This window comes from Kouleothrix sp. (assembly GCF_046328425.1).
GTDB lineage: Bacteria > Chloroflexota > Chloroflexia > Chloroflexales > Roseiflexaceae > Kouleothrix.
Map to the genome: position 1 here is coordinate 41,414 of NZ_JAXLWP010000024.1, position 25,857 is coordinate 67,270.

At 65.7% G+C, this 25,857-nt stretch carries 23 protein-coding genes, 1 tRNA gene and 1 pseudogene; 13 read left to right on the plus strand and 12 right to left on the minus strand.

What is annotated here, in order from left to right; all coding sequences use genetic code 11:
• Nucleotides 1-80: 80 nt before the first annotated feature.
• Genes U0177_RS20805 through U0177_RS20815 form a run of 3 tightly spaced genes read left to right on the plus strand, consistent with a single transcriptional unit; the run spans nt 81 to nt 2,196 of the window.
• Nucleotides 81-824: a hypothetical protein gene (locus tag U0177_RS20805; RefSeq protein ID WP_409572588.1), complete on the plus strand. Its 744-nt coding sequence runs from the start codon at nt 81-83 to the stop codon at nt 822-824.
• A gap of 14 nt (nt 825-838) precedes the next feature.
• Nucleotides 839-1,711 (plus strand): ThiF family adenylyltransferase, encoded by an 873-nt coding sequence (locus tag U0177_RS20810; protein WP_409572589.1) that lies wholly within the window; start codon nt 839-841, stop codon nt 1,709-1,711.
• The gene (locus U0177_RS20815) at nt 1,708-2,196 is read left to right on the plus strand and encodes a hypothetical protein (protein ID WP_409572590.1); all 489 of its coding nucleotides are present in this window, start codon (nt 1,708-1,710) and stop codon (nt 2,194-2,196) included. Before U0177_RS20810 ends, U0177_RS20815 begins: the two co-directional genes overlap by 4 nt.
• A 544-nt stretch (nt 2,197-2,740) precedes the next feature.
• Here U0177_RS20815 and U0177_RS20820 read toward each other — a convergent pair.
• Entirely contained in the window at nt 2,741-4,813 is a 2,073-nt protein-coding gene (locus U0177_RS20820) for a hypothetical protein (RefSeq protein ID WP_409572591.1), read from the minus strand.
• Between the two features lie 336 nt (nt 4,814-5,149).
• Here U0177_RS20820 and U0177_RS20825 point away from each other — a divergent pair, with 336 nt between their 5' ends.
• The 4 genes and pseudogenes from U0177_RS20825 to U0177_RS20840 form a co-directional block, all read left to right on the plus strand.
• Nucleotides 5,150-6,112 (plus strand): hypothetical protein, encoded by a 963-nt coding sequence (locus tag U0177_RS20825; protein ID WP_409572592.1) that lies wholly within the window; start codon nt 5,150-5,152, stop codon nt 6,110-6,112.
• Nucleotides 6,113-6,538: 426 nt separating this feature from the next.
• Entirely contained in the window at nt 6,539-6,772 is a 234-nt protein-coding gene (locus U0177_RS20830) for a hypothetical protein (RefSeq protein WP_409572593.1), read from the plus strand.
• Between the two features lie 256 nt (nt 6,773-7,028).
• Entirely contained in the window at nt 7,029-7,289 is a 261-nt protein-coding gene (locus U0177_RS20835; RefSeq protein ID WP_409572594.1) for a hypothetical protein, read from the plus strand.
• A pseudogene (locus tag U0177_RS20840) lies at nt 7,289-8,413 on the plus strand (recombinase family protein); the annotation flags it as partial. The gene U0177_RS20835 and the pseudogene U0177_RS20840, both read left to right, overlap by 1 nt.
• Before the next feature lie 541 nt (nt 8,414-8,954).
• Here the strand turns inward: U0177_RS20840 and U0177_RS20845 are convergent.
• The 6 genes from U0177_RS20845 to U0177_RS20870 form a co-directional block, all read right to left on the minus strand.
• Nucleotides 8,955-9,049, minus strand: a tRNA-Sec gene (locus U0177_RS20845).
• Nucleotides 9,050-9,147: 98 nt separating this feature from the next.
• On the minus strand, nt 9,148-9,393 hold the full coding sequence (locus tag U0177_RS20850) for a hypothetical protein (RefSeq protein WP_409572595.1): 246 nt from the start codon (nt 9,391-9,393) through the stop codon (nt 9,148-9,150).
• Between the two features lie 30 nt (nt 9,394-9,423).
• Nucleotides 9,424-9,924, minus strand: a complete 501-nt coding sequence (locus U0177_RS20855; RefSeq protein WP_409572596.1) for an FHA domain-containing protein — start codon at nt 9,922-9,924, stop codon at nt 9,424-9,426.
• A gap of 15 nt (nt 9,925-9,939) precedes the next feature.
• Nucleotides 9,940-11,217 (minus strand): VWA domain-containing protein, encoded by a 1,278-nt coding sequence (locus U0177_RS20860; RefSeq protein ID WP_409572597.1) that lies wholly within the window; start codon nt 11,215-11,217, stop codon nt 9,940-9,942.
• Between the two features lie 128 nt (nt 11,218-11,345).
• The gene (locus U0177_RS20865; RefSeq protein WP_409572598.1) at nt 11,346-12,416 is read right to left on the minus strand and encodes a PP2C family protein-serine/threonine phosphatase; all 1,071 of its coding nucleotides are present in this window, start codon (nt 12,414-12,416) and stop codon (nt 11,346-11,348) included.
• 14 nt (nt 12,417-12,430) lie between these two features.
• On the minus strand, nt 12,431-14,389 hold the full coding sequence (locus U0177_RS20870; protein WP_409572599.1) for a PQQ-binding-like beta-propeller repeat protein: 1,959 nt from the start codon (nt 14,387-14,389) through the stop codon (nt 12,431-12,433).
• A gap of 375 nt (nt 14,390-14,764) precedes the next feature.
• Here U0177_RS20870 and U0177_RS20875 point away from each other — a divergent pair, with 375 nt between their 5' ends.
• Together U0177_RS20875 and U0177_RS20880 are read left to right on the plus strand one after the other, a co-directional pair.
• Nucleotides 14,765-15,733: a GDP-mannose 4,6-dehydratase gene (locus tag U0177_RS20875; protein ID WP_409572600.1), complete on the plus strand. Its 969-nt coding sequence runs from the start codon at nt 14,765-14,767 to the stop codon at nt 15,731-15,733.
• An 84-nt stretch (nt 15,734-15,817) separates the two neighbouring features.
• Nucleotides 15,818-16,465 carry an SH3 domain-containing protein gene (locus U0177_RS20880; protein ID WP_409572601.1) on the plus strand — a complete coding sequence of 216 codons (648 nt, stop codon included), beginning with the start codon at nt 15,818-15,820 and terminating at the stop codon, nt 16,463-16,465.
• Between the two features lie 13 nt (nt 16,466-16,478).
• Here the strand turns inward: U0177_RS20880 and lon are convergent, their stop codons facing one another.
• Entirely contained in the window at nt 16,479-18,980 is a 2,502-nt protein-coding gene (gene lon / locus U0177_RS20885) for an endopeptidase La (protein ID WP_409572656.1), read from the minus strand.
• 126 nt (nt 18,981-19,106) lie between these two features.
• Between lon and U0177_RS20890 the strand changes: the two genes are divergently transcribed.
• Together U0177_RS20890 and U0177_RS20895 are read left to right on the plus strand one after the other, a co-directional pair.
• Entirely contained in the window at nt 19,107-19,298 is a 192-nt protein-coding gene (locus U0177_RS20890; RefSeq protein WP_409572602.1) for a hypothetical protein, read from the plus strand.
• Nucleotides 19,299-19,389: 91 nt separating this feature from the next.
• Complete coding sequence (locus U0177_RS20895; RefSeq protein WP_409572603.1) at nt 19,390-20,475, plus strand: hypothetical protein; 1,086 nt, start codon at nt 19,390-19,392, stop codon at nt 20,473-20,475.
• 24 nt (nt 20,476-20,499) lie between these two features.
• Here U0177_RS20895 and U0177_RS20900 read toward each other — a convergent pair whose 3' ends face one another.
• Nucleotides 20,500-20,832 (minus strand): YbjQ family protein, encoded by a 333-nt coding sequence (locus U0177_RS20900; RefSeq protein ID WP_409572657.1) that lies wholly within the window; start codon nt 20,830-20,832, stop codon nt 20,500-20,502.
• Between the two features lie 231 nt (nt 20,833-21,063).
• Between U0177_RS20900 and U0177_RS20905 the strand changes: the two genes are divergently transcribed.
• Nucleotides 21,064-21,906, plus strand: a complete 843-nt coding sequence (locus U0177_RS20905) for an MBL fold metallo-hydrolase (protein ID WP_409572604.1) — start codon at nt 21,064-21,066, stop codon at nt 21,904-21,906.
• On the opposite strand, the gene U0177_RS20910 is transcribed toward U0177_RS20905, so the two are convergent.
• Nucleotides 21,903-23,114, minus strand: coding sequence for an acyl-CoA dehydrogenase family protein (locus U0177_RS20910; protein WP_409572605.1), 1,212 nt, complete (start codon nt 23,112-23,114; stop codon nt 21,903-21,905). The genes U0177_RS20905 and U0177_RS20910 overlap by 4 nt on opposite strands.
• 109 nt (nt 23,115-23,223) lie before the next feature.
• Between U0177_RS20910 and U0177_RS20915 the strand changes: the two genes are divergently transcribed.
• A complete protein-coding gene (locus U0177_RS20915; RefSeq protein WP_409572606.1) occupies nt 23,224-23,559 on the plus strand; it encodes an NIPSNAP family protein in 336 nt (111 codons plus the stop codon).
• Between the two features lie 200 nt (nt 23,560-23,759).
• Here the strand turns inward: U0177_RS20915 and U0177_RS20920 are convergent, their stop codons facing one another.
• Nucleotides 23,760-24,422: a DUF2306 domain-containing protein gene (locus U0177_RS20920; RefSeq protein ID WP_409572607.1), complete on the minus strand. Its 663-nt coding sequence runs from the start codon at nt 24,420-24,422 to the stop codon at nt 23,760-23,762.
• Nucleotides 24,423-24,750: 328 nt separating this feature from the next.
• The gene (locus tag U0177_RS20925; protein WP_409572608.1) at nt 24,751-25,857 is read right to left on the minus strand and encodes a glycosyltransferase family 87 protein; all 1,107 of its coding nucleotides are present in this window, start codon (nt 25,855-25,857) and stop codon (nt 24,751-24,753) included.

A 25,857-nucleotide genomic window follows, 5' to 3' on the forward strand; every position in this document is an offset into this window, starting at 1 on the left:
AGAAAGCCGACCGAATCGAAGCGCCATGCCGGGTGCTGTCAAGGCAAGGTCGCCTTCGGTTCATAGATGGAGAACGATGGATGAATACCCATGAAGAAGAGCTGCCAGCACTACGCCGGCGGCCCTGGCTCCGCCGGAAACCCCGCCCGATCCGCCAGACCATGGTCATCGACCGGTCGCCAGAAGTTCAGATCGGCATCTTTGAGGATGCGATCTACCTGACGCGCCGGCAGGGCCGCGGTTGGGTCACCTACCCGATCAGCCCCGAGGATCTGGCGGCTGCGCTGAGTAAGCTCCCAACCAGCTCGGGACTGCTGCCGCCCAATACGCTGGGCACCGGGACAGTGAACGGTCAGCGCTTTTACGTGCTCTACGTCCTGCCGCGCCCTGCCGCGCTCCGCATCGTGAGCCGAAAGCAGCCACACACGATCCAGACCCCACCGCTCATCTGGGCCGGCTGCGGCCAGGACTATCGCATCTTCGCCTTGAACAGCCTGGAGCCGCCTCAGGCCCACAGTGCGCTCTACCACGCCCCCTTCCCCAACACCTATGAGCCGGGCTCGATCTGCTGGGGGACGGCGGATCGGCGGGGCGACGCTGCGCCGGAGACGATGCTGGCCGCGCTGACGCTCTACCTGGAGGGCTCGTACTTCAACAGCCATATCGCGCAGAACCGTAGCCGCAGCAAACCGCGTAGCGTCATGGCGCTCTACCGCCGACTCAGCGCCGAGACGCCCTACCCGCTGGACGATCTCGTCCCCGCCGGGCATGACCTGGGCTGGCTGCTCTCTGGGCAGGCCTGGCGCGAGCGAGGACTGCGATGAGCGGAGGAAGCCCGATGCAGACCCTGACTGTCGAACACCCGGTGCCCTTCGTCCTGCCGCCAGGCCAGCCAATCCAAGTCGGTCTGGTCGGATGTGGCGGCAATGGCTCGCATATCGCCCTTTCCCTTGCCCGCCTCGCCTACCAGGTGCGCGAGCAGAGCGGCCCGCCGCTGGCGCTGACCTTCATCGACGGCGACCTGGTCGAGCGCCGCAACATCGGACGGCAGCTCTTCACCGCCCGCGAGATCGGCAAGCCGAAAGCGCAGGTGCTGGCCGATCGCCTGAACGCCGCTCTCGGCCTCCACATCGCCGCCGTGCCGGCGATGGCAACCGCCGGCCTCCTTGCCGAGCTCCAGCCAGGCTACCAGACCATCGGCATCCTGGTCGGCGCAGTCGATACCGCGAGCGGGCGGCGCGCGATACACGAGGCCCTTGGCCGCTCCACGTGGCGCCTCTGGCTCGATGTCGGCAACGAGCGCGACTGGGGCAAGGTGCTGCTCGGCACCACAGCTGAACCCCGCGCGCTGCGCGGCGCGCTGGCCCTCGGCGGGATCTGCACCGCCCTGCCCGCGCCAACCCTGCGCTACCCGCACCTGCTCGACGACGCGCCGCTGCAGCCGCGGGCTGATTGTGCCCACGCCGCCACAGACGGCGCCCAGAGCCTGATGGTCAACCAGGCGATGGCGGCCGTCGCCGGCCAATACCTGCACCAGCTGGTCATCGCCCGGCAGATCACCACCTGCGAAACCGCGCTCGACCTGGTGACGCTGACGATGCGCTCGACCCCGATCACCGCAGAGAGCATCGCCGCAGCCGGCGATCTTACGGTCGCTGACGTGACCACCCTGCCCGAGACAACGACGAAACGTAAAGGAGGACACCCATGACCCAGCCATCACACGACGAGACCACTGACCAGCAGCTCGTGCTCTTCGATCTGGGTAGCCAGGAGCCGATCAACATGACCAGCCCGGCCTTCCTGCCCCAGCTGCCCACTCCACCACCGGCCCGTGGGAAGGGCAAGAAGGCCAGCGCGCCAGCCAGGACCTCCCAGCAGACCAACGGCCACTCGCCGGCTACCCTCGCCACGCCCACCCGGCTGGAGATCAGCCTTCGGCCGCCGCTGCCGGAGATCCCGCCGCTGTTGCTCGCCGGGGTACGCGCGGCCCTCTTCCAGACCCTGGCCCAGGAGGCCCACGCCATCTACCAGGCCCTGCTCACCCAGCAACCGGCCGATCAGCACGGCCAGGTGGTGCTCGCCGTCGAGCCAGCGCGTCTCGGCGCCTCCGCCCAGCTGCTCCTCGACTCGCCGTCGCTCAACGCCGCCGTGAGCCTGCTGGCGCTGGGCGCCACGCTCACACAGCGCACATAGCTTCGCAGTACGTCGTAGCGCATAGCAGAGGGCCAGCGCCGGAAGGTGCTGGCCCTTTTTCTTTGCAACGCCAGCACAGAGAGCGCTGCTTCTCCTACCGACTAATGACTGAACTCTTGCAGATTTTTGGTCAAACTCACGCGAGGGCAAGCTGATGCTGTATTTCGGGCAGACTCATGCCGCGTTGGGCATGCTCAACCGCCCAGGCAAGAGTATTGCTGAGGGTTTCGCGTGCGATGCTCAGACAGGACTCGCCGATGGTCATCAGCTGTTGGAAACCACACCTGACCGCATCCGGGTTCCGCCCACGCTGCCAGGACCAACAGGGCAAGGCTTGGTGAGCTTGTTTACCCGTGGGCTGAGCGCGGCACGCCGGCCACTTGGACACGGACGTATTTGGCGCCGGCTCTGGCTGCGCCCGAGCGATCTGCCTGGCCCTATCCTGGCGTCAAAATAGTGTTCTATCGTAATCCGAAGCCGGATATCCTACCCGGCCATTACATACCCCAGTAAGGGTGGGATCACCCGCAGATGGAGTGATTCCTTAGCGTACCACCCTATCAGTCCAAAAAGGAGGTAAGAGGCGCAGTTCTGTTATTTCCTCTGCGACGCCCATATCCATCATTTTTGAGCATCCACAAACTGTGTAATTGGCCCCGCACTTGGTGCATCGAGAAGCGATCTTCACAAAAGCCATTGCGGGAAGAATAACTTCTCTCTCAAGAGCCTCTATCAGCGCAGGGTCATCAGTGGGTGGAATGAAAGCGATCCCAACCCCTCGTTCAGCTTGCTCATACTTGGCTTCCAGTTTCTCTTCCAAGCGCTGTCGCTTCATTAAAAGTATGCCAGTACTCATAAGGGTTTCAAACAGAGGTGGGGTCTGTGTATTCTCACGGTAGGCTCTCTTTAGATAGTCTGCAACACTCTCGCCCCATTCTTCCAATGCCATTGCGTCTGTAGGAGGAACACATAGCGAGGTCGATAGCCAATCCACTAAGTCAGCTACATGTCCGAGTACAGAAATTCGGGCTTCCTTGTCTTGGATCGGAAACCCAATGCTATAACTCATAACTAGATCATGACCTCGATTGTGAAATGCTGTGGTCAACAGGCGAATGCCTTCAACTGTTGTTCGAAGATGAGCTTGAGTGTCTTCTTTTCCATGCATCACAAGAGAAAGATTGATGTACGAGTCCTTATAGCTAACTAAGAGGGCTTTTTTAGGCATCTCGATTGTGCCGCCAGCACGTGAAATGGCCTTGACTAACTCAACACACCAAGCTTCAACATAACTGTGTAGTTCCTCGCCATTGGATAAGACATCAAGCGGAACAAAGAACCGTTCTTCAGGGGATGGGTTGTCGTACGGATGGAAAGACAGAGCAATACGAAGGCCATCACCTTGCTGCATTGAGTGTGGCACGTATTTTTGGACAACATCACCTTCTTCTGGCTCCGGCTCAGGCAGTATTTCATTATCCTCAGGCTCCGCACCTAGATACTCTCCGACTAAACGATTGTCCCGAAAATAATCAGAAACCAAGCTCTTCCAGAGGTTAATGGGAATACTGCCATCAATTCTCCACAGCTTCAGATACTCCGTATGTCGGCCGGCACGCGCAATGTCGGTTTCTAATCGGGCTATCATTCCTTCTTCGGAATATCGACGCACCGCGCCATCAAGATGGAAAATACTACTTGTAGTCTCATCAACAATAGAGTGCACATAACGGCAGCCATATCTCGTTTCGCCGTTAATATGTACTGGTATATCTCGTAACTCCTCGGCCTCAAAGATGTGCTGATTGTCTCTTGACTGCCACCAAAATTGGGTGCCCGATATACCGTGAAATATTCGCTCATGTTCATGTGCCTCGTGATGGGTCACACCACGCTGTATATCTGTGAGGGCATCACTGAATTTTGGCCCCCACCAATATGCGTGTTCCTGATATTCTCGATACGTCTCTGCAAGGCCCACAGCATCTCTGTCAAGTGCTATTTTAGCAGTCGAACCATCCAACTTGGCATTCTGTAGTAGTCTCAGGAATGGGCTATTGAGAGTGTTGGTTCTTGCCAACGAGCGGCGAAAGAAGTAGTGGGCAAATATTGCCAGTTCACCAATAACATACACGCCTGGGCCGATAGGAGTGAGTTGGTTCAAGGGCACAAGGCCATCTTTATCAGCAGTTTCAAAGAGGCGTGGAAAAGCTCTTTCGCATAGCCCATCCTCCACCAATGCCAAACACTCTTTGCCGGGTAAAATCTTTTCATTCCCCAACACATATGGTGCAAGCAACTGCTTCAATCGTTCTATCTCTTTTTCGTAAGGGGCTGCCATTTGCACGGTGTGTGAGTTGATGGCTTTGCTGAGCTGGTCTGATTCCTCTTGTGTCTCAACCAAAACACCAACACCAGTAAGGCGCGACAAGCCAGGTGCAAAATGAACCGTACGCGGATAGCTCCAGCCGATAGCGCGGAGCATGTCATGTGCCATAAGCATCGGCACGCCGATATCATGCTCTTGCCAAAGCGTTGAAACAAGAGATGTGACACTGAACCTTGTACCATAGAGATTCGGGCTATCTGTTGTAAACACGCTTAGCAACTGTTGCATCAGCATTCTCTTATGGAAGTATGAAATCTTGAAACATAACTCCGGAAGCGCCTATACATTATACTGAGGGCTGCGACCCGTGTCGAGGTCAACCTCAACACAACTCGGATTTTCGTGTGCTACCGGTGACGGGGCAGATGAGCTTGGGATGGTGCGACTTCTTTGACGCTCGCTGTGTAACAGCGTACTATACGGTAGACATGTACAGTCTCAACTATCAGGAGGCCCGCTCTGACCAAACAACTCTTCATTACCCAAGTCTCGTGCCTGCTTGACCGAGGAAGTGGGAGCGCCGAGGATGCGGCCTACTTCACGGATAAGCGCCATGACGTTCTGGTGGCCGAGTTCCAGGCATACCTAGAGATGCATGTCGGACTGCTCGGGCAACTCCACATTGAGCGTACTCAGGCGCTCAATGACCATGGCACCGATCTCCTAGTGAGACAGGGCGAGTATAGCATCGGGTTTCAGATAAAAAGCCATTTCGACGTTTCTGAGGACGATTTCGCCACAAAGGTCAAAAGGCAGATGAGCGAGTCCTTTGCTCACGGACTGGACAAGTGGTATGTCCTCATATGTTCTCCGCTCCGTGTTGCTAGAAACGACTTCTCGCAGAGAATAAGTCACCTTGTCAACGAGATAAGTTTCTACAGGACACACTACCCTGCCATCTACGGGCCACTGAATACCATCAAGTATTTCAACCAGCCTACACCGGTATCGCAGGAAGACTTTGCGCTCGAACTACAGCGCCGGATGTTTCAGCAAACGACATTGGATGAATTGCTGGCTGTGCTACGAAACCCACCCGCAGCTGCTGCACCAGCGCCGCTCACGGATGACTATGATGCTCTACAGCCGACGTATCCACGCACGTTGGAAAAGTTTATGCCGAATGAGCAAATGGATCTCACCAACGAGCAACGTCAGTCAACAGTAGACATGATACCACCTGTAGTAGATCGCCTTCGCAGTCTTCCTGTGCCTTCGCGCGAATTCTTCTCCATCATCGTTCAACGCGCCAGACCGCGTCATGAACGCGATTCTGGATTGAGCATATTGGCTGGGGAAGTTATGCGCTCTACCCGCATTGACCGTGATACCCTGGATGAAGAACTAGCTATTCTTGAGGGCCACAAGTTCGTCCGGCTTGAAGAGGAGCGCGGTCAGATACGTATCGACGTCGAGGGAATAAATCGTGACTGGGTATTCTGGCCCGAACTCAAGGAATTCTGCCAGCAGCAGGGTATCCAACTAAGGGAGTTCGTAGTCAACCTCAATTTCCAGTTACTTGACTAATACTGGCACCCCTGCACGAGTCGCGCCTCTAAACTCGCTGTTCGCTAGTGTTAGTTGTCAAGCGACGCGTTTTTCTTTCACCCGCATGGCGTCACGAAAGATCGGCCGAAACTCGTGGAAGAGCCATTTACGTCCGATACTTGACACCGGCCATTACATACCCCAGTAAGTCCCCCCTCCCCTGCCTCGAATTGCCCCAAATTTGACTCATTTTCCCCAATTGACACATGTGTGCGACAAAGGTAGCATGGCGGTATCCTTTCGGCAAGGAGGTGATGCTCCTCATCATGGATAGCGCCGGGTGTACCAGGATGCCGTGATCGGGTACACTCGTGTGACCACCATCGGCGCTTGGAGTCTGTCCAGGCGTCTTGACACTGCTGAAGTATCAGCGTAGCATGGTGGCACTGTATACACGGAGGAGCTATGGCCGGGAAAGACCGGGCCGATGAGGGACGCCAGGCGGGGGTGCCCGCCCGGATCTCCGAGACAACCCACCGCGAGCTGCGCTATGTTGCCGCGGTCTGGTCGCTTGGCGCGAAGGACGGCGCGCCGACGACCATTCGGAGCCTGATCGACCTGGCCTGGGAGTCGCTCAAGCAGCAGCGGCCCGATGTCGTTGAGCTGCTGAGACGCGCCGAGCCGGCCGACAACGAGTAGCTACAACACAATCGATTCTGACGCCTCCCGGCGGTGAGCGGTCGCCACTCCTTCCACCACCGGCAGGCCTGACCAGGAGACAATCTATGGGCTCGCTGACCGATCGCGGTCGGCAGGGTCTGAACACCTGCACCCTGCAACCGTCCCGCTTCCCAGGGTGGAAGCGCCTGAGCTGTACGTTACCAATCGAGGTTGCCGTTCGATCTTCCGGCCGGCGCGCTGCGCGGCGGCTTCCCAGCAGTGCCGGGGGTGCGCGATGAGGCCGGAGAATCTGCCGCGCATCGCCGCGCGCGTCACGCACGTCCCAGGTGATCTGGGGCCGGGCCTGGCCGCGCTCGCCGACGCGTTACTGCGTACCACCGCCGATCCGGCGCTTGACGATGCCTTCCGTATCGCACATAATTTCAACATCGTCGACGCCCAGATCCAGACCCGTCGCCGCGCCCTTGAGCAGGCCGCCGGCACGTTGCGTGAGCAGCTCGCCTCGATCATGGCGCAGCTGGGAGAGGCCGCCTGATGGCCAAGCGCACAGCACTCTACATTCGCTGCTCCAGCCTTGATCAGGTCAAGCGCGGCTTCAGCATCCCAGATCAGCTGGCTCGTCTGCGGGCCGAGGCGAAAAACTCTGGCGAGCTAGTGGTGGCAGAGTTCATCGACCAGGCCCGCTCGGGCGCCAGCGCTGCCAAACGCGAGGAGTTTCAAAAGCTTCTCGCCGCCGCGCGCCGGCACGAGTTCGACCGCGTGCGGGTCGAGTCGGTCGACCGCGGCCACCGCAACGACATGGAGCGCCGCCAGTTCGAGGCGGACATGACCATCCTCGAGATCGAGGTGGTCTACAGCGGTGAGCCGGAGAAGCAGGCCCCGCAGTACCGCAAGCTCCAGCGCGGTATCAAGGGCGTGCTGGCCGAGTGGGAGAGCGACGAGACAAGCCAGCGCACCTACAAGCGCCACCGCTACCGTGCTCAGCAGGGCAAGTGGCGCGGCGGGAACATTCCGTATGGTGTGCAGCCTGACGGCCAGGGCTGGTTCGAGCCTGACCCGGAGAGCTACGCGGTGCTGCTCTGGATCCTGGGCAAGCGCGGCGAGGGGATGAGCTACCATACCATCGCCCGCATGCTAAACCAGGGTATCGTGCTTGAGGAGGGCAATGAGCCGCAGGTGCCACCAACGCCAGGGCTGCTGATCTACCAGCGCCGGCCCTACCTGGAGCGCCAGGATCCCGAAACGGGCGAGGTGATCCACGAGCCGCGGCGCGTGCCGGCGGGCACCTGGATCGCCTTCACGGTCAATGAGATCTGCCAGAAAGCGGTCGATGGCGTCTACGCCGGAGTGCTGCGCTGGGGCGAAAACGCAAACCGGTTCCGCGAGGATGCGGACGGCAACCTCAAACGGCCGGTGCGCGTCGAGACCGGCAAGCCGCTGGTGCCGGAGTCATTGCTACGGCGCGTCCAAGGGGTGGAGCTGGCGGTGAAGGATGGCGAGGCCGACACGGTCTCACCCTTCAACTCCTACCTGCTCGCGTCGCTCCGCTGCGGTCTGTGCGGTGAGGCCGTTCACGGCTACACCAGCACCAAGTACAAGGGGGAGAAGAAGTACCGCTACCGCAAGTACCGCTGCGCCGGCCGGGTGAACAAGCCCGGCTCCTGCCAGCTGCCGATGTTGAGCGCCGAGGTGCTGGAGCAGGCGGTGCTGGAGGTGGTGCTGACCGATCTCCAGGATCGCAGCCAGGAGGCGCTGCTCGCGGAGATCAACGCGGCAGTTGAGCGGCGCCGGGCGGAGCTGGAGAAGGCTATTGAGCTGGCCGAGGAGCGGCTGGCCGAGCTGGAGCGACGGCGAGGCGCGGCGCTCGACGCGCTCACCTTTCAACTCAAGAACGCTTCCGAGCGGGTGCGCGCCGCGCTGGCCGAGCAGGCCGACGATGCGCTCGCCGCTTGCGACGAGGCCGAGGAGCAGATCCGCAAGCTCCAGCTGGGGATCGAGGTGCTGGATGAAAAGGCCCGGGCGATTGAGCTGACGCTGACCGACCCGTTTCTGGACCCCGCGCGCTGGAACGAACCTGAGGCCCACTTCGCGCTCAAGCGCGCCCTCAACCTGCTGGTCCACGGGATGACCGTGCGGCAGGAGGGGCCGGGCGCCTACTACGTCGAGGTTGAGGTTTATGAAATTCGTGAAAGTGGCTCGTTCGAGAGCGCGTGGGAGTCGAACCCACCGGCGAAGCTCGTCACCCCGCCCATTCGTTTTGAAGACGAAGGCAACCACCGGGCCACATCCGCTCTCGCGCGGCATTCTACCCTTCGGCAGCTGCTCTGTCAAAAAGCCCGGCGCCGGGCGGCTAACCGCCAGGCGCCGGGCGCGCGGCCGCGCGTGCGGCAAGATCAGGTGCGGAAGAAGTCGATCACCGAGCCGCGCTCTTCCTCGCTGACCATGATCTCGAGGAAGGTGATGCGGTGCCAGGGGTAGATCACGCTCTGCACGCCGGCGGTGAGATAGGCCACATCCTTGCCGTCGCGCTTGCGCAGGTTCGACACTTTGACATAATTATCGCCTGGCTGCGGCTCCTGGTCAAGGTCGGCGACGATCGGGTCTTCGCCCATGATGTGCAGCACAACCGTTTTGGCCATAGCGGTGTTCCTTTCGTATTCGCGGGTGCTTCAGCGAAACTCGACCCGAATCAGCAGTGTGCCGCATTTGAGCTCGTCGCCGCTGCGCAGCGGAGTTGCCTGCCCATGCCCCAGCCGCTGGCCGTTAAGAAATGTGCCATTCGAGCTGCCCAGGTCCTCGACGGTGTAGGCGCCCTGGCTCCAGGCTAGGATCGCGTGCCGCCGCGAGACACCGGCGTCGTACCCGCCGTCGAGGCCGAGGTCGACGTCGGGGAAGATGCCGTGGGCGTTGTCTTTGCGCCCGATCAGCAGATCTTCGCTGACGTCCAGGCTCATGCGCCGGCCGCTGTTGACGATCACGAGTGTGACGCGCGGCGCGCTGGCTGGCGCGGCCGGCGGCTCGCGCAGCTTGGGCAGGTCGTCGGTGGGGCCGCGCTGCCCGAGCGACAGCGTCGTCTCGCGGCGGTTGGCGGCCACCAGGCTGGCGCCGCAGTCGGCGCAGAAGATCGTGCCGTCGAATTGTTTCGATTTGCAGTTTGGGCAGAGTTGCATACGCTCAGCAGTACGCTACTTTCCGGTCTCGCGCTCGTCGACCGAGCCACGGCCCATTAGGCCGCGCGTGCCAAATTTAATGCGCTTGCGGCCTTCTTCGCTGGTGTTGCCGCTGCGCAGCAGGCGCGTGGCCTCTTCCTGCACCGTCTGCGCCAGCGCTACCTCGCCGGCCTCGAACAGGCGCGTGCCGGCCATCTGCAGCCGGCGCGTGGCCTCGTCGATCCGCCCGGCCTCGACGTCCTGCCACGCGCTCGACTGTAGCCGGTAGGCCACCAGCCGCTCGAGCCAGTATTTTACGGTCGAATCCACCTGGTAGGTCACCTGGTCGGCCGGGCGCACGCCCACCCTCACCACGTCTTCCACCGCCTGGTCGCGCAAGTTGGCGCCAGGCATGTCGTAGCGCAGGGCGATCTTCAGCAGCGGGTGGTCGCCTGCGCCAAGCGGCGGTACGACGACCTCGACAAGAAATGCCTGCACGTCGCTGCCGGGCCAGTCGCCCAGGCTGCCGGCCCAGTGCAGATCGCTTTCTTCGCTGATCGCGACTGGCGCAATAAACGGGCGCACGCGGTCGACCGAGCGCACCAAGGCGCCGGGCCGGGTGGCGATCTGCAGCCGCACCTGCTGCGCGAAGATCGAGTGCAGGCGCTTCAGCTCGTCGGCGAACACCGTGGTGATATCTTGAGCCGTGGCAATATAGTGCGCGCGGCTGTTCTCGCGCGCGGTCATGGTTTCGAGCAGATCTTCGTTCCACTCATTCCCCACGCCCAGCGCTGTCAGGCCGATATTGCGGCTCTGCGCCCGCCGCGCAATATCGACGCAGCGGCTTTCGTCGCCATAGGTTCGCCCGTCGGTCAGCAGCAGGATGCGGTTGATGCCGCGCGCGAGCATGGGGCGCTGGGTTTCTTGCAGCGCCAGCGCCATGCCGTGGGCCATCTCGGTGCCGCCGGCCGCCTCGACGCGCACCACCGCCTGCTTTAGCTCGGCGCGGTTGGTGACGCGCTGGGCTGGCACGACGACGTCGGCGCGGTCGTTGAAGACCACCAGCGAAAAGAAGTCGTCCTGGCTGAGCTGGTCGATGATCCGCCCGGCCGCATCCTTGACCTGGTTCAGCCGGTCGCCGCGCATCGACGAGCTGCGGTCGATCACCAGGCACAGGTTGAGCGGCAGCTTCGGCAGCTGGCTGGCTAGGCCCTCAGGCGCGGCTTCGAGCAGCACGTACAGCAGCTGCTGCTCGCCGCTGTCGCCGATCACCGGGCGGCTGAGGGTACGTTGAAGACGAATGCCGGGTGCCATAGGCCAGGGTTCCCCTCGATGTCAGGATGAAGTACAAGATCGCGTCGCCGCGTTTGGGTTCGCGCAGTATCTACAGTTCGGCCAGGGTGCGCGCGCAGGCACGCCAGAGCATGCCCGCCGGCCTTGCACTACGCCGGTAGCGATACCACAATCGCCGAGATATTGTCGTCGCCGCCGGCCTGGTTTGCGCGCGCGATCAGCTCGGCGCAGGCGGCGTGCGGCCAGGCGTGTCGCCGCACCACCTCAAGCAAGATCTCATCGTCGAGCAGCCCCCACAGTCCGTCGCTCGCCAGCAGCAGGTGCGTGGCGTCGCCAACCTGCTCGTAGCTGAAGTCTACCGCGATCTCGGGCTGCTGGCCGACGGTGCGATACAGCTGCGACCGCAGCGGGTGCTCGCGCGCTTCGGACGGCGCGAGCTGGCCGACCTGAATCAGCCGCCCGACCGTCGAGTGATCGCTGGTGAGCAGCCGTATGCCGCCGGGCGTCGCCAGGTACGCGCGCGAGTCGCCGACGTGCGCGAGGTAGAGCGCGTGGCCGAGCAGCAGCGCGACCGTACAGGTGGTGCCCATGTCGGTGCCGAGCGCCTGGGCCTGATCCCAGATCAGGCGGTTGGCCTCGTGCACCGCCGCGATCAGCAGCGGCTGAAGCGCCTCGGTGGCGCTGTCGGCTAGTGCCGGCGCGATCAGCTCGGCCAGCACGTGGCGCGCCACAGCGCCGATCGCCAGGCGGCTGGCGACCTCGCCGCCCTGGTGGCCGCCCATGCCGTCGGCGACGATAAACAGCCCCAAGCTGATGTCCTGGCTCTCGCGCGGCAGGGTTGTGACCATTGCGAAGATGCTGTCCTGGTTGACCGCTCGCACCCGCCCGATGTCGCGCAGCGCGGCGAAGGCCAGCCCGTGCTCGGGGCGCTGTGGCGCTGCGCCGGGGTTGCTGGGCTCAGGCTCGGCCAGACGCTCGGGATCGAGCGGGCGCGTGCCGCGATCGCTGGCCGGCTCTGCGGTGCTCGGCGCTGCGGTGGCTGGTGCCTGCCACCACGGCGGCTCGGCCGGCGGGCTCGCCTCGGGCGCGGGCATCGCGGGCTCCGGCTCGGGCGCGGGCATCGCGGGCGCCGCTTCGGCCGACGCCGCGAGATCTGACGTGTCGCCTTCGGCGCTATCGGCCTGTTCAGGCTTGCGAAATAGCCGGCTCATCAATGACATCAGGGGCTCCGAACTTATATGCGCAGCGCATAGAGCTGGTGATCCATCGAGCCAATATACGCGACGCCCTCGACCAGCGCCGCCGACGATACCACCGGGCCGTTGGTTTGGAACTTCCAGAGCAGCGCGCCGGTGCCGGCGTCGAGGCAGTATACACAGCCATCGACCGCGCCAAAGCAGATTTTGCCGCCGTCCGAGCGCGGCGACGAGGTGATCTGGCTGCCGGTGTCGAACTTCCACGACAGCCGGCCGGTTTTGGTCTCGAGCGCATACATCGTGCCGTCGACCCCGCCAATGCACACGCGCGTGCCGACAATGCACGGCGAAGAGTTTACATAATGAGTGGTGCGATAGCGCCAGGCCGGCCAGCCGCCCTCGCTGTCGAGCGCGTAGATATTGCCATCCATCGAGCCGACGATCACCAGGCCCTCGCCGAACGCCGGAGAGGAGATCACCGGCTGCTGGGTTTTCTGCTTCCAGCGCAGGCCGCCGTTGCGGATGTCGAAGCTATAGACGTGGCCATCGCTGCCGCCGATAAATACCCCGCCGTTGGCGACGCACGCCGACGAGCGGATAGGCATCCAGCTGCGGTGCTTCCAGATCATGGTGCCGCGCAGGCCATCGAGCGCATAGAAGTGCTGGTCGTCGGAGCCGACGAAGACCATGCGATCCTCGACGCGCGGCGACGAGCGCACAGCCTTGGCGGTGCGAAACGTCCAGCGCAGCGCGCCGCGGCGGGCGTCGAGCGCGTAGACTGCGCCGTCTTCCGAGCCAATGATCACCAGATCCTGCCACACCGTTGGCGACGACGAGATGCCGCCTTCGGTCGGGTACTTCCAGCGGAACTCGCCGCGCGCGCTGTCGATTGCGTACAGGTTGGTGTCGTAGCAGCCAACGAAGATCATGCCGTTGGCGGCGCACGGCGACGAGCGCACCTCGTCTTCGCACTTGAAGCTCCACAGCAGCTCGGTGCTGGCGGGGCGGCCGCGCGCCGGGGCGGTGGGGCCTGGGCGCGGCAGCGCGCCGGCGGCAGGCGCGCCGAGCGACGGGAGCTGCAGCAGCGCGGCCTTCATCTCTTCGGCCGAGCCCCAGCGTGCCGAGGCATCGTACTCGAGCGCGCGCGCGACGACCGCGTCGATCTCGGGCGACACGCTGGGGTTGAGCTGGCGCAGCGGGCGCTCGTGGAATGTGAACGGCGTCTCGAGGCGCGGGTCGCTGCCGCTCAGCAGCTGGTGCATCGTCGCTCCGAGGGCGTACAGGTCGCCGCGCGGCTCGGCCAGCCCACGGTACTGCTCGGGCGGCGAGTAGCCCTCGGTGCCGATCATGGTGCCCTTGCGGTCGGCGCGGTTGAGGTTGCGCGCGATGCCGAAGTCGATCAGCACGATCCGCTCTTCGGGGGTGACCATGACATTCGAGGGCTTCATATCGCGGAACACGACCGGCTCGGGGGTGCGGTTGTGCAAGTAGGCCAGCACGTCGCAGATCTGCACGGCCCAGCGCGCCACGCGCTCTTCGGGCAGCGGGCCGCCGGCCTCGTCGAGCACGGTTTCGAGATCCTGGCCGGGGATGAGCTCGAGGATCAGGTAGAAGCGGCCGTGCTCTTCGAAGAAATCGTAGACTTTGGGGATGGCGGGGTGGTGCAGCGTGGCCAGCAGGCCAGATTCGCGCTCGAAGTTCTTGAGGTTCAACAGGCGCGTGTTCGAGTCGGGCGCGCTCTGGAACATCTCTTTGATCGCGCAGGGGCGCACCACGTCTTTGAAGCGCAAGTCGCGGCCGCGGTACACCACGCTCATACCGCCGACGCCCAGCGTGCCCTCGATCGCGTAGCGGCCCTGCAACACCACGCCCGGCTGCATAGTCGGCGCGGCTGGCGCGGCCGGAGCCTCGCCCAGCAAATTGGTATCGCCTTCGTCGTATGGCGCTGCGGCCGGCCCAATGCCTTTGGTCGTCCCGGCTTTCTTGATCAGCGGCATGTGTTCCTCCGACGAGCACAAAGCAGGTGATGGTAGGGTCTTTGGAAACATCACCATTGCTTATTATAGAATGTTCAACCCCGCGAGGCAACTGTTTATTGCGCCGGATCAGCGGCAATCCGGCCATGCTCGGCTGCGCGGGCGCGTGTCGCGGCGAATGCTGCCTACTACAATGGCACGTACAAATAGGCGCGTAGTGTTCGGAGCATGCGCCGGCAGGGAAAAGAACGGCGGGACAGCGAGGGCAAAGAGCGCCGGACTTTGACAGCAGCCTAGCGGCGCCGGCCGCGCCGTTGAAACATCACGCCAGGCGCGGTACAATCGGCGCGCCGGCCCGGCGCGTGTCGCGGGCCCGACTAGCGAAAGAGGAACGATGTGACCACGCGCGTGCTTATTACCGGCGTCACCGGCCCGGTCGGCAGCTTTCTGGCCGACTACCTGCTGACGCTGCCGGATGTCGAGGTGCATGCTTTCAAGCGCTGGCGCAGCGACACGCGGCCGATCGCGCAGCTGTTTGGCCGCGTGGCGTTTCACGAGGGCGATATCGAAGACCCCTACGCGGTGGCGGCTGCAGTGCGCGCCGCCGCGCCCGACCGGATCTACCACCTGGCGGCCCAGAGCTACCCTTCGGCCTCGTGGGACGCGCCGATTACCACGCTGCGCACCAATGTCGAGGGCACCGTCAACCTGCTCGAGGCGGTGAGGGCGCACGCCCCAGCCGCGCGCGTGCATATTGCCGGCTCGAGCGCCGAGTACGGCTGGGTGACGCCCGACGAAGTGCCGATCGGCGAGGCGCGCGGGCTGCGCCCTGCCTCGCCCTATGGCGTCAGCAAGGTGACGCAGGAGCTGCTGGGGCTGCAGTACCACGACAGCTACGGGCTGCACGTGATCGTCACGCGCTCGTTCAACCATGTCGGCCCGCGCCAGGGCGATCGCTGCTCGATCCAGACGTTCTGCCAGCAGATGGCGCTGATCGAGGCCGGCCGCCAACCGCCGGTCCTGAGCGTCGGCAACCTCGAGCCGCGCCGCGACTTCACGCACGTGGCCGACGTCGCGCGCGCGCTCTGGCTGCTGCTGAGCCATGGCGCGCCCGGCACGGCCTACAACCTGTGCTCGGGCACAGCCACGCGCATCGGAGATATCGTGGAGCTGGTGCGCGCGCGCGGGCGCGTGCCGGTGGAGCTGCGTGTCGACCCGGCGCGGCTGCGGCCATCGGACGAGCCGATTCTGCGCGGCGACAACACTCGGCTGCGCGCCGCCACCGGCTGGGCGCCGCAGATCGGCATGGAGCAGATCGTCGACGAGCTGCTGGCGTACTGGCGCGCGGCGATCGGCGGGCAGTAGGGCGCTCAATGGCGTGTTGATGCGCTCGCTCGAATGTGCTATCATGCGCGCTGGCGCAGCGAACACACTGGAAAGGAGCGGCCCATGGCGCGGGAGGAACGCGACCCCTACGACACCCGGGCGACGCGGTCGGCGCGCCGCAGCGATACCGAGCCTACTGATAGGCTTGGCGGCGGCGGGCGCCCGCCGGCCGACCCGGTGAACCCCGACTGGCGTGGCTCGCGCGTCACGCGGCGCAACACACGCGCGCAGGGGCTGCCGTCGTCGCGCCAGGAGTTCGTGGTGTGGCTGCAGTATGGCGGCTGGCGCGTGGTGGCGGTGGCGGCCGGGCTGGTGCTGCTGCTGGTGCTGATGATCTATGTCTCGCGCATGCCGCGCCAGGCCCTGCCAACCAGCCAGCCAACCGAGGTGGCTTCGGGCCAGGGCGCCGGCGTCGCGACGCTGCCGGTGCTGCCGTCGCCCACGGCGGGGCCGCTCAGCCCCACCGCAGCGCCCGCGCCGAACCCCGGCGGCGGCGCGCAGTTCCGAGTGGTGAACACCGGCCCGGATGGCCTGTTCCTGCGGCCCGAGCACAACACCGACCGGCCGCCGGTCAAGACGCTGGCCGAGGGCGCGGTGGTGACGATCATCGGTCAGGATTTCAGCGGGCCGGACCGGGTCTGGAAGAATGTGCGCGACGCCGAAGGCTCGGAGGGCTGGGTCGCCGCCGACTTCTTGCAGGCAGTGCAGTAGGCGGCGGGCAGCCCTAGCGCGGCGCGGCCAGCTTTTGGGGGCGGGCGCGCCGGCCATTGCGCGCAGCCTGGTGGCCCTCGGGGAATGGCTCGCGGAACGCCTGGGCCAGCACCTCGTCCATATGCTCGACATAGACGAACGCCAGCCGGCGCTTGACGTGCCCAGGCACCTCGGCCAGGTCGTGCTCGTTCCTGCGCGGCAGAATGATCGTGCTGATGCCGGCGCGGTGCGCGCCGAGGATCTTCTCCTTCACCCCGCCCACCGGTAGCACGCGCCCGCGCAGCGTGATCTCGCCGGTCATGGCCACGTCGCGCTTCACGCAGCGGCCGGTGAGCGCCGAGATTAAAGCGGTGGCGAGGGTGATGCCAGCCGAGGGGCCATCCTTCGGCACCGCGCCCTCGGGCACGTGGATGTGGATATCGATCTTGTCGAAGCGCCGGTCGTCGATGCCGAGGCGCGAGGCGTTGGCGCGCGCGAACGAGAGCGCCGCCTGCGCCGACTCGCGCATCACGTCGCCGAGCTGGCCAGTGAGCGTCAGCGTGCCGCGGCCCTCCATCACCGACACCTCGATCGCCATGGTATCGCCGCCATTGGCCGTCCAGCTCAGGCCTGTGGCCACGCCGACCTCGTCGCGGGCCTCGGCGGCGCCGTGGCTGCGCGGCGGCGGCCCGAGGTACTTGCCGATCAGCGCGGGGGTGACGGTGCGCGAGAACGGGCGGCCCTCGGCCACACGGCGCGCGACCTTGCGGCAGATCGAGCCGATCTCGCGCTCGAGGTTGCGCACGCCGGCCTCGTAGGTGTAGCCGCGAATCAGGTAGCGCAGCGCCTTCTCGCCGAAGTGCAGGCCAGTCGCCGGGATATGCCAGCCGGCGGGAGGGCTGTCGTCGCCGAGCCGCTGGCTGCCGGCCAGGCCATTGGCCTCGATCTGCTTAGGCACCAGAAACTGGCGCGCGATCTGCAGCTTCTCCTCCTCGGTATAGCCGGGCAGCTCGATCACCTCCATGCGGTCGCGCAGCGGTGGCGGGATGGGGTCGAGCAGGTTCGCGGTGGTGACGAACATCACGCGCGAGAGGTCGTAGGCCACGTCGAGGTAGTGGTCGGCGAACGCGTTGTTTTGCTCAGGGTCGAGCACCTCAAGCAGCGCCGAGGCCGGGTCGCCGCGGAAATCGCTGCCGAGCTTGTCGATCTCGTCGAGCATGAACACCGGGTTGATCGTGCCGGCGTCCTTCATGGCCTTGAGGATACGGCCGGGCATCGCGCCGATGTAGGTGCGGCGGTGCCCGCGGATCTCGGCCTCGTCGTGGATGCCGCCAAGCGAGATGCGCACGAAGTGGCGGCCAAGCGCCTCGGCGATCGAGCGGCCGAGGCTGGTTTTGCCCACGCCGGGCGGGCCGACGAAGCACAGGATTGGCGACTTGAGCCGCGGCCCGGCCAGCTGGCGCACGGCCATAAACTCGAGCATGCGCTCTTTGATGCGCGGCAGGCCGTAATGGTTGCGGTCGAGCGTGTGCGCGGCCGCGACCAGATCGTGCGTGTCGGCGGTCTGCTGGGCCCACGGCAGGTCGAGCAGCCAGTCGAGGTAGGTGCGGATGACGCTGTACTCGGGGGCGGCCGGCGACATCGCCTCCATGCGGTCGAGCTCGTCGAAGGCTTTGAGCTGGACTTTATCGGGCATGCCGGCGGCGCTGATGCGCTCGCGCAGGTCGAGCAGCTCGCGCTGCAGCGGGTCTTCCTGGCCAAGCTCGCGCTGGATGGCCTTCATCTGCTCGCGCAGAAAGAACTCGCGCTGCGACTTATCTACCTCTTTTTGCACCTGGGTATGGATACGGCTCTCGAGTTCGAGCACGTCGAGCTCCTGGGTGAGCATGATCGAGAGCCGCCGCAGCCGCTCTTCGGGGTCGACCGTCTCGAGGATCTCCTGGCGGCGCGGCACGTCGAGCGGCAGCGTCGAGGCGATCAGGTCGGCCAGCCAGCCCGGCTCGTCGACATTCATGGCCATGATGTACGAGTCGTCGGGCAGGGTGCGCGAGAGCTTCACGACCTTCTCGAACAGCGAGAGCACCGCGCGCATCATGGCTTCGACGGCGATCGACTTATCTTCGTCGCTGTAGATCGCGGCGGCATTGGCGCGCAGCATCGGGCGCTCGGCGGTGTACTGCAGCACGCGCATGCGCCGGCGCCCCTGCACCACGATCGACGTCGAGCCGTCGGGCATCTTCAGGACGCGCTGGATGTGCGCCTCCACGCCGATCGTAAACAAGTCGCCCTCGCCAACATCCTCGCTGTCCTGCTCGCGCTGGGCGATCGCCAGGATCGCCCGGTCGTGCTCCATGGCGTCTTCGACGGCGGCAACCGAGCGCTCGCGCCCCACGAACAGCGGTGTGAGCATATGCGGAAACAGGACGGTGTTGATCAGCGGCACCACCGGCAGCTCGCGCTGGCCGCCCTGGGTTTCGCCTAGCCGGTCCTCGGGGCTGTTGGGGAAGTCGAACAGAATCGGCAGATCTTCCGGCATTGCCATACCCTCGTCACTGCTGCGCGCAGCTCTTCTGGATGCCCGGCATTATAGCACAGCTTGAAAGTTCACTCTGGCTCTTGATAAGGCGCCGTCCGAGCCCGGCACGCTTTGCGCTCTCGCCCTATGTTACAATCCCCACCTGGAAGGAGCGCCGGGCCTACGGCACAGCGTGGCTGTACAGTTTGGCTGCCCGATCTGCTGCGCCAGAGCGACCGCGAGAACGCCTGCATCACCGATCTGTTCTGCGAGAGGCAGCGGCGCTACCTGGCCGGCGAGCCGCCGCTGAATGTGCTGAATACGCGGACGCTGTACTAGTGCCATAAAAACACAAAGCCTCGCAGGCACGCGGCAGCCGCATATTCTTTGCGTCTTTGTGGCCATGTGAAATGTATTGGTACCAGGCGCGATGATCGATAACCCGTTTCTGCTCGAGGACTCGGCCGTGCGCTCGCTCAACCGGGCGCGGATCGTGGAGCTTGGCGGGGTCGCCGCGCCCGAGGGCGTGCTTGGCGCCACCGGCTACGAGCTGCTGTCGGCCGCGAGCCTCGGGCAGCAGATTGCTGCGGCCGCAGATCGGCTGGGGCTCGACCCGGCGCAGCCCGACCTGATCCGGCGCTTTGACGCGTGCTTCGGCCACTCGCAGGCCCGGCCTCACGCGCTGGCGATCGCGCGCGACTATGGCCGGCGGCTTGGCTGCCTGCTGCTGATGCTGGCGCGCGGCGCGCCGGCCAACCGCGCGGCGCGCCACGAGTGGGCCGAGGCGCACTGGGCATTCTGGCGCGCGCAGCGGCGGGTGGTGCTGGGCGGCGGGCTGCTGGCGGGCCAGCTCGGCGCCCACGCTGTAGCCGCCGCCCAGGAGCTGCTGGCCGAGGCCGGCGAGACCGGCCTGGCGGCCGAGCGGGCGCGTTTTGGCGCGTACCTGCCGCTGGTAGGCCTTGCGCGCGCCGTGCCGCCGGGCTGCCGGAATGCGCTGGTGTTCGATTTTGGCCAGACGGCGGTGAAGCGCGGGCTGGCGACTTACCAGGCCGGCCAGCTCGGCCAGCTGAGCCTCTGCCACGACGCGCCGTCGGTGTGCGACGAGCGCTTCGCCGAAGAGGCACGCGAGCGCTGGGAGCGCATGGCCGCGCTGATCGGTGAGGGCTGGCAGGCGCTGCCGGGCGCGCTGCGGCCGCACACGGCGATCGGCATCGCCCTGGCCTGCTACCTATTTGGTGGCCAGCCCTCGGCGCGCGATCGGGGATGCTACGGCGCGCTTGGCCGCCTCGCGCCAAACCTGGCCGAGTTCGTGGCCGGCGAGCTGGCGCGGCGGCTGGGCCAGGCGGTGCCGGTGGTGCTGCTGCACGACGGCGCCGCCGCCGCGATGGCCTACGCCGGCGCCGAGCGCGCCGTGGTGATCACGCTAGGCACCGCGATCGGCAACGGCTTCCCGCCAGCAGCCGGCGCGGCATGGCCGCTTGCGCCGGGGTTTGCGCTGGCCGAGCAGATCGCCTGAGATAGCACGAGCGCGGCCGCGCGATCACAGCCTGCCGGTCGCCTCGGGCTCGACCATCACCGCCGTGCCGTAGGCCAGCACCTCGGTCATGCCCTGGGCGATCTCGGTGGTGTCGTAGCCGAAGCCGACGATCGCGTTGGCGCCAAGCTGCGCGGCATGCTCGACGATCATGCGGTAGGCCTCGGTGCGCGCGTGCTCGCACACGGTGGTCATGGTGCGGATGTTGCCGCCGGCCAGCGACTGGAACGCCGCGGCGATCTGGCCGCCGAAGCTGGCCGAGCGCACCGTCAGGCCGCGCACGATCCCCAGCGAGCGCACCAGCCGGTAGCCCGGCAGCGTGAACGCCGACGTGACCATCGCCGGATCGAGCGCCAGTGGCTGGTCGGGCCGCAGCCGCTGGGTCGCGCCGGTCTGCGCCGCTGCCACCGGCGCGCCGCAGATAATGCAGAACTGCGAGTCGGGCGGGATGACCGCATCGCACATCGAGCAGTGCATGGGCTAGCTCCTTTCGACAACTGTGGTGCAAAAACGCGCATATCGGCATGGTTCTTGCGGTCAGCTCGGGCAATACGAGAGGAGGCCCAAACCATGCAGTCGGCTCATCTGCTTCAGCTTCCGCCGGGTGGCTCGCCCGCAGCCCCGGCCGAAGGCTCGATCTTCTTCATTGGCAACGCCACGGTGCTGATCCGCTACGCCGGGCTGACGATTCTGACCGACCCGACCTTTGTGCACATGCACGAGCAGGTGTCGATCGGCTATGGCATGCACACCACTCGCCTGACCGACCCGGCGGTCGATATTGGCGACCTGCCGCCGCTCGACCTGGTGCTGCTGTCGCACTTCCACGGCGATCACTTCGACCAGGTGGCCGAGCGCGAGCTCGACCGCGCGCTGCCGATTGTGACCACCCCCGAGGCCGCCAGGGCGCTTGAGCGGCGCGGCTTCGGCAACACCTACTCGCTCGGCACCTGGGGATCGCTGGTGGTGGCGAAGGGCGATACGCGGCTGCGGATCACTGCCGCGCCCGGCCGGCACGGCCCGCCGCTCGCCGAGATGGTGTTGCCCGAAGTGATGGGCAGCGTGTTGGAGTTCGAGGCCGGCGCGCCGCCGTACCGCATCTACATCACCGGCGACACGCTGATCATCGACGATCTGAAAGAGCTGCCGCGCCGCTACCCCGGCATCGACCTTGCGCTGCTGCACCTGGGCGGCACGCGCGTGCTCGGCGTGATGGTTACGATGGACGGCCAGCAAGGCGCCGAGATGATCGCGCTGGCGGATCCACGGCTGGCCATCCCGATCCACTACGACGACTACGACGTGTTCGCGTCGCCGCTGTCCGACTTCGAGCAGGCGGTGAGCGCGGCCGGGCTGGCCGAGCGGGTGCGCTACCTGCAGCGCGGCGAGAGCTACCGCTTCGGAGGGCACTAGCGCGGCGGCTGGTGCTTGCGCAGCTCGAGCTTGGCGACCGCCTCGGCGTGCACCTCGTCGGGGCCGTCGGCCAGCCGCAGTGTGCGCGCGCCGGCCCAGGCCGCCGCCAGCCCGAAATCCTGGCTGACGCCGGCGCCGCCGTGGGCCTGGATAGCGCGGTCGATCACCCGCAGGGCCATGTTTGGCGCCACCACCTTGATCATCGCGATCTCGGCGCGCGCGGCCTTGTTGCCGACGGTGTCCATCATATAGGCGGCCTTGAGCGTCAGCAGCCGGGCCTGCTCGATCTCCATGCGCGAGGCGGCAATGTCGGCGCGGATGGTGCCCTGCGCCGCCAGCGGCTTGCCAAACGCCACGCGCGACTCGACGCGCCGGCACATGGCCTCGAGCGCGCGCTCGGCCAGGCCGATCAGGCGCATGCAGTGGTGGATGCGGCCAGGCCCCAGGCGGCCCTGCGCGATCTCGAAGCCGCGGCCCTCGCCCAGCAGCATGTTCGCGGCCGGCACGCGCACGTTCTCGAAGCGCACCTCGGCGTGGCCGTGCGGCGCGTCGTCGTAGCCGAACACCGTCAGCATGCGCTCGACCGTCACGCCGGGCGCGTCCATTGGCACCAGCAGCATCGACTGCTGTAGGTGCGCGGGCGCGCCGGGGCTGCTTTTGCCCATGAAGATCGCCAGCTTGCAGCGCGGATCGCCCGCGCCGGATGTCCACCACTTGCGGCCGTTGATCACATACTCGTCGCCCTCGCGCACGATCCGCGCCTGGATGTTCGTCGCGTCGGACGACGCGACCTCGGGCTCGGTCATGGCGAAGCACGAGCGGATCGCGCCGTCGAGCAGCGGCTGCAGCCAGCGCTCTTTCTGGGCGGGGGTGCCGTAGCGCGCCAGCACCTCCATGTTGCCGGTGTCGGGGGCCGAGCAGTTAAACACCTCGGGGGCGAGCGGCGAGCGCCCCATGATCTCGCACAGTGGCGCGTACTCAAGGTTGCTCAGCCCGGCGCCGTCGTCGCTGTCGGGCAGGAACAGGTTCCACAGCCCGGCGGCGCGCGCCCTGGGCTTCAGCTCCTCGATGATCGGGGCGGGCTGCCAGCGGTCGCCGGCGGCCACCTGCGCGGCGAACACCGGCTCGTTCGGGTAGATGTGCTCGTCCATGAACGCGCCGAGCTGCTGGCGCAGCCGCTCGACCTTGTCGGAATAGTCGAAGTTCATAGCTCACCATCATGCAGCGTATGCCAAGAATGGCCGATCGCGCTGAGTATAGCATAGCTGCCGTGGTATGATGCGAGCGATGTGATCTGCCAGAGAAATGGAGATGCGAATGGTTCAGCAGCTGCGAATCTACGAGATCTTCGAGCACAACAAGGCCGCGTTTCACGCGCGCTTTCGCGACCACGCCGCGCGGATCATGCGGCGCTACGGCTTCTCGATCGTGGGCATGTGGGAGGCTGCGGGCGCGGCGCGCACCGAGTTTGTGTACCTGCTGGAGTGGCCCGACGAGGCGGCGCTCGCGGCCGCCTGGGCGGCATTCCGCGCTGACGAGGAGTGGCAGGCGATCAAGCGCGCCACCAGCGCCGCGCATGGCGATCTGGTCGGCGCGATCGAGGATCGTGTGCTCGTGCCGCTGGCGCCGATCGCGCCGACGGATGCTGGCTAGGGCCAATACCTTTCATACGCTGTTCGCTTGATCACGTATAGATTGTGCTGCACTCCGTGGCTTCGCCACGGAGTGCAGCACAATAAGAAATTTGAGGGCGGCGAAGCCGCCCCCAAACCCCCACCAAAGTGTCAGTCATGAAGCGAATTTGGTATCAAATAGCCACAAAGCCACAAAGCTGTACCAGCCCACCCGCGCGCTCACAGGCTGGCCCCGCCCGAGAGCCGCGCGTGCGGCTGCGGCTGGCCGCGCCGCGCCAGGTAGCGAATCCCCAGCTCAGCCAGCACCAGGTTTGGCACCCACGCGAGCCAGGCCACCAGCGGGTAGGCCACGCTGAAGGGCAGGTGCGCGGCGATAATCAGCAGAGGCATCCACAGCCGCAGCGTGACGGCCGCAAAGGTGGCGGCGAAGTTGCGCACCATCCAGCGCCGGTGCTCTGCGATGCGCCGCGCGCGGATCGCGCGGTAGGCGATGGCGCCGCTGAGCAGCCAGGCCAGCGCCAGGCCGGCGAAGCCGAGGTGCGCGACCATGCCGCCGCTCGAGAACATCGCCATGTAGAGCCCGCCCAGGCCGCCGACCAGCACGCTCACCAGGTATGCCCGGCCCATCCAGCGGTGCAGCGCCGGGTAGCGCCCGCGCAGCCGCGCGACGAACTGAAACGGCCCCAGCGCCAGCGTCAGCAGCGAGCCGCCGATGTGCACCGAGATCGCCAGGCTATGCGCCTGAAACGACGGCTGCAGCTGCTCGGGGAAGGCGCGCGTCACCAGCATGATCACGGCGTAGGCTAGCACGATCAGCGCGAGCGTGGCCATCAGCAGCCATCCTGCCGCGCGGCCCGCACGCTGGTAGCGGTTTGCGACCATAGGGAGTGTTCCTTTCTGGTTGGCCGAGGCCGGCCACAATAGCGTTTTCGGGTCGGCAGAGCGCTCGTTTCTCCTGTATGGCGCCGCTAGTGTGTTTTGTTTGAAGAGCCAGCTGCCATCCTGGCTGCGCGTGCTGCGCCCTTCGCCAGGGTACTATAGCGTGCTGGCTGCGTCGAGAGGCGAAAGATGTAGCGTTGCGGCGAATTGGCTGATCGCGTGCTGTGTGCGGAGCTTTGGGGCGGCTTCGCGCCCCGAAGTTTCTTTTGCCCTGCCCGACTTCGCCGGGCAGGGCAAAACGAAAGCGATCGAGCGGAGTTTGGTATAAGTCCTATGAATAGTGTTGCTCGGCGGCCGGCGCGGGCGGCTCGGCCGGCAATTTCCGCGCGCTGTCGCGGTACCACAGCCAGATCAGCACAAGCAGCAGCGGCCCCTGCACCACCGGGGCCATGTTGTCGGGCGGCAGCAGCTGCATGCCTACCAGCAGCGCGGCCGCGCCGGCCAGTGCGAGCGCGGCCTGCTCGAAGCGCCCCAGCCGGTCGATCTCGGCAAGACCTATGTAGTGCCGCCAGCTCAGCGGCGACCCCAGCAGCATCACCGGCACCAGCGGGCGCAGCCAGTCGCCGCGCCGCAGCCGCGGCACCAGCGGCAGTGCCAGCAGCACCAGCAGCGCCAGCGCCAGCGGCGTGGCCGGCGCGCCAGGCAACACCGCGCGCACCAGCCGCACCAGCGAGCCATTGCCGATCTGGTCGACATAAAAGTTAGTATTGATCGGCGTGAAGCGCAGCCAGCCGAGCGTGGTGCCGAAGCCGAGCACCAGCTCGCACAGCAGCGTGAGCGCGGCGCCAGTGGCCAGCGCCACGGCGGCGGCGGCGTAGCGCCGCGCCAGCAGCAGCCCGCCGATCAGCACGATCGGGTACACCTTGATCGCCGCGCACAGCCCGACCAGGCCGCCCACAAGCCAGTCGCGGCGGGCCGGACGGCTTTCTTCGGGCAACGGCGGGCGGTCGAGCTCGAGCGCGAGCAGCAGCAGCGCGAACAGCAGCGCCTCGTGGGTGCCCAGGCCGAGCGCGATCACCCAGAACGCGCCGGTGGCAGCGCAGGCCCACGCGCTCACCCGGCCGATCTGCCAGGCGCCGACCAGCGCGGCCCACGAGAGCGCAAGCCAGATCAGGCGCGCGGCCGGCCAGGGCAGCCAGCCCAGCGGCAGCGCCAGCAGCGTCGCGAAGGGCGGGTGGGCCGTCTGCATGCCGCCGTACAGCGGTGCGATATCGGCGCAGCACTCGCTTAGAATTGCCGCAGTCTGGCTGTTCGGGCTCAGCCCACGCCACCACGCCCGCGCGGCCGCGTAGTCCTGGGCGAAGTCCGAGAGGAAGCGCGGCAGCAGCAGCAGCGTGGCGACCAGCACGATCGCACCGACGAGCAGCCTGAGACGCAT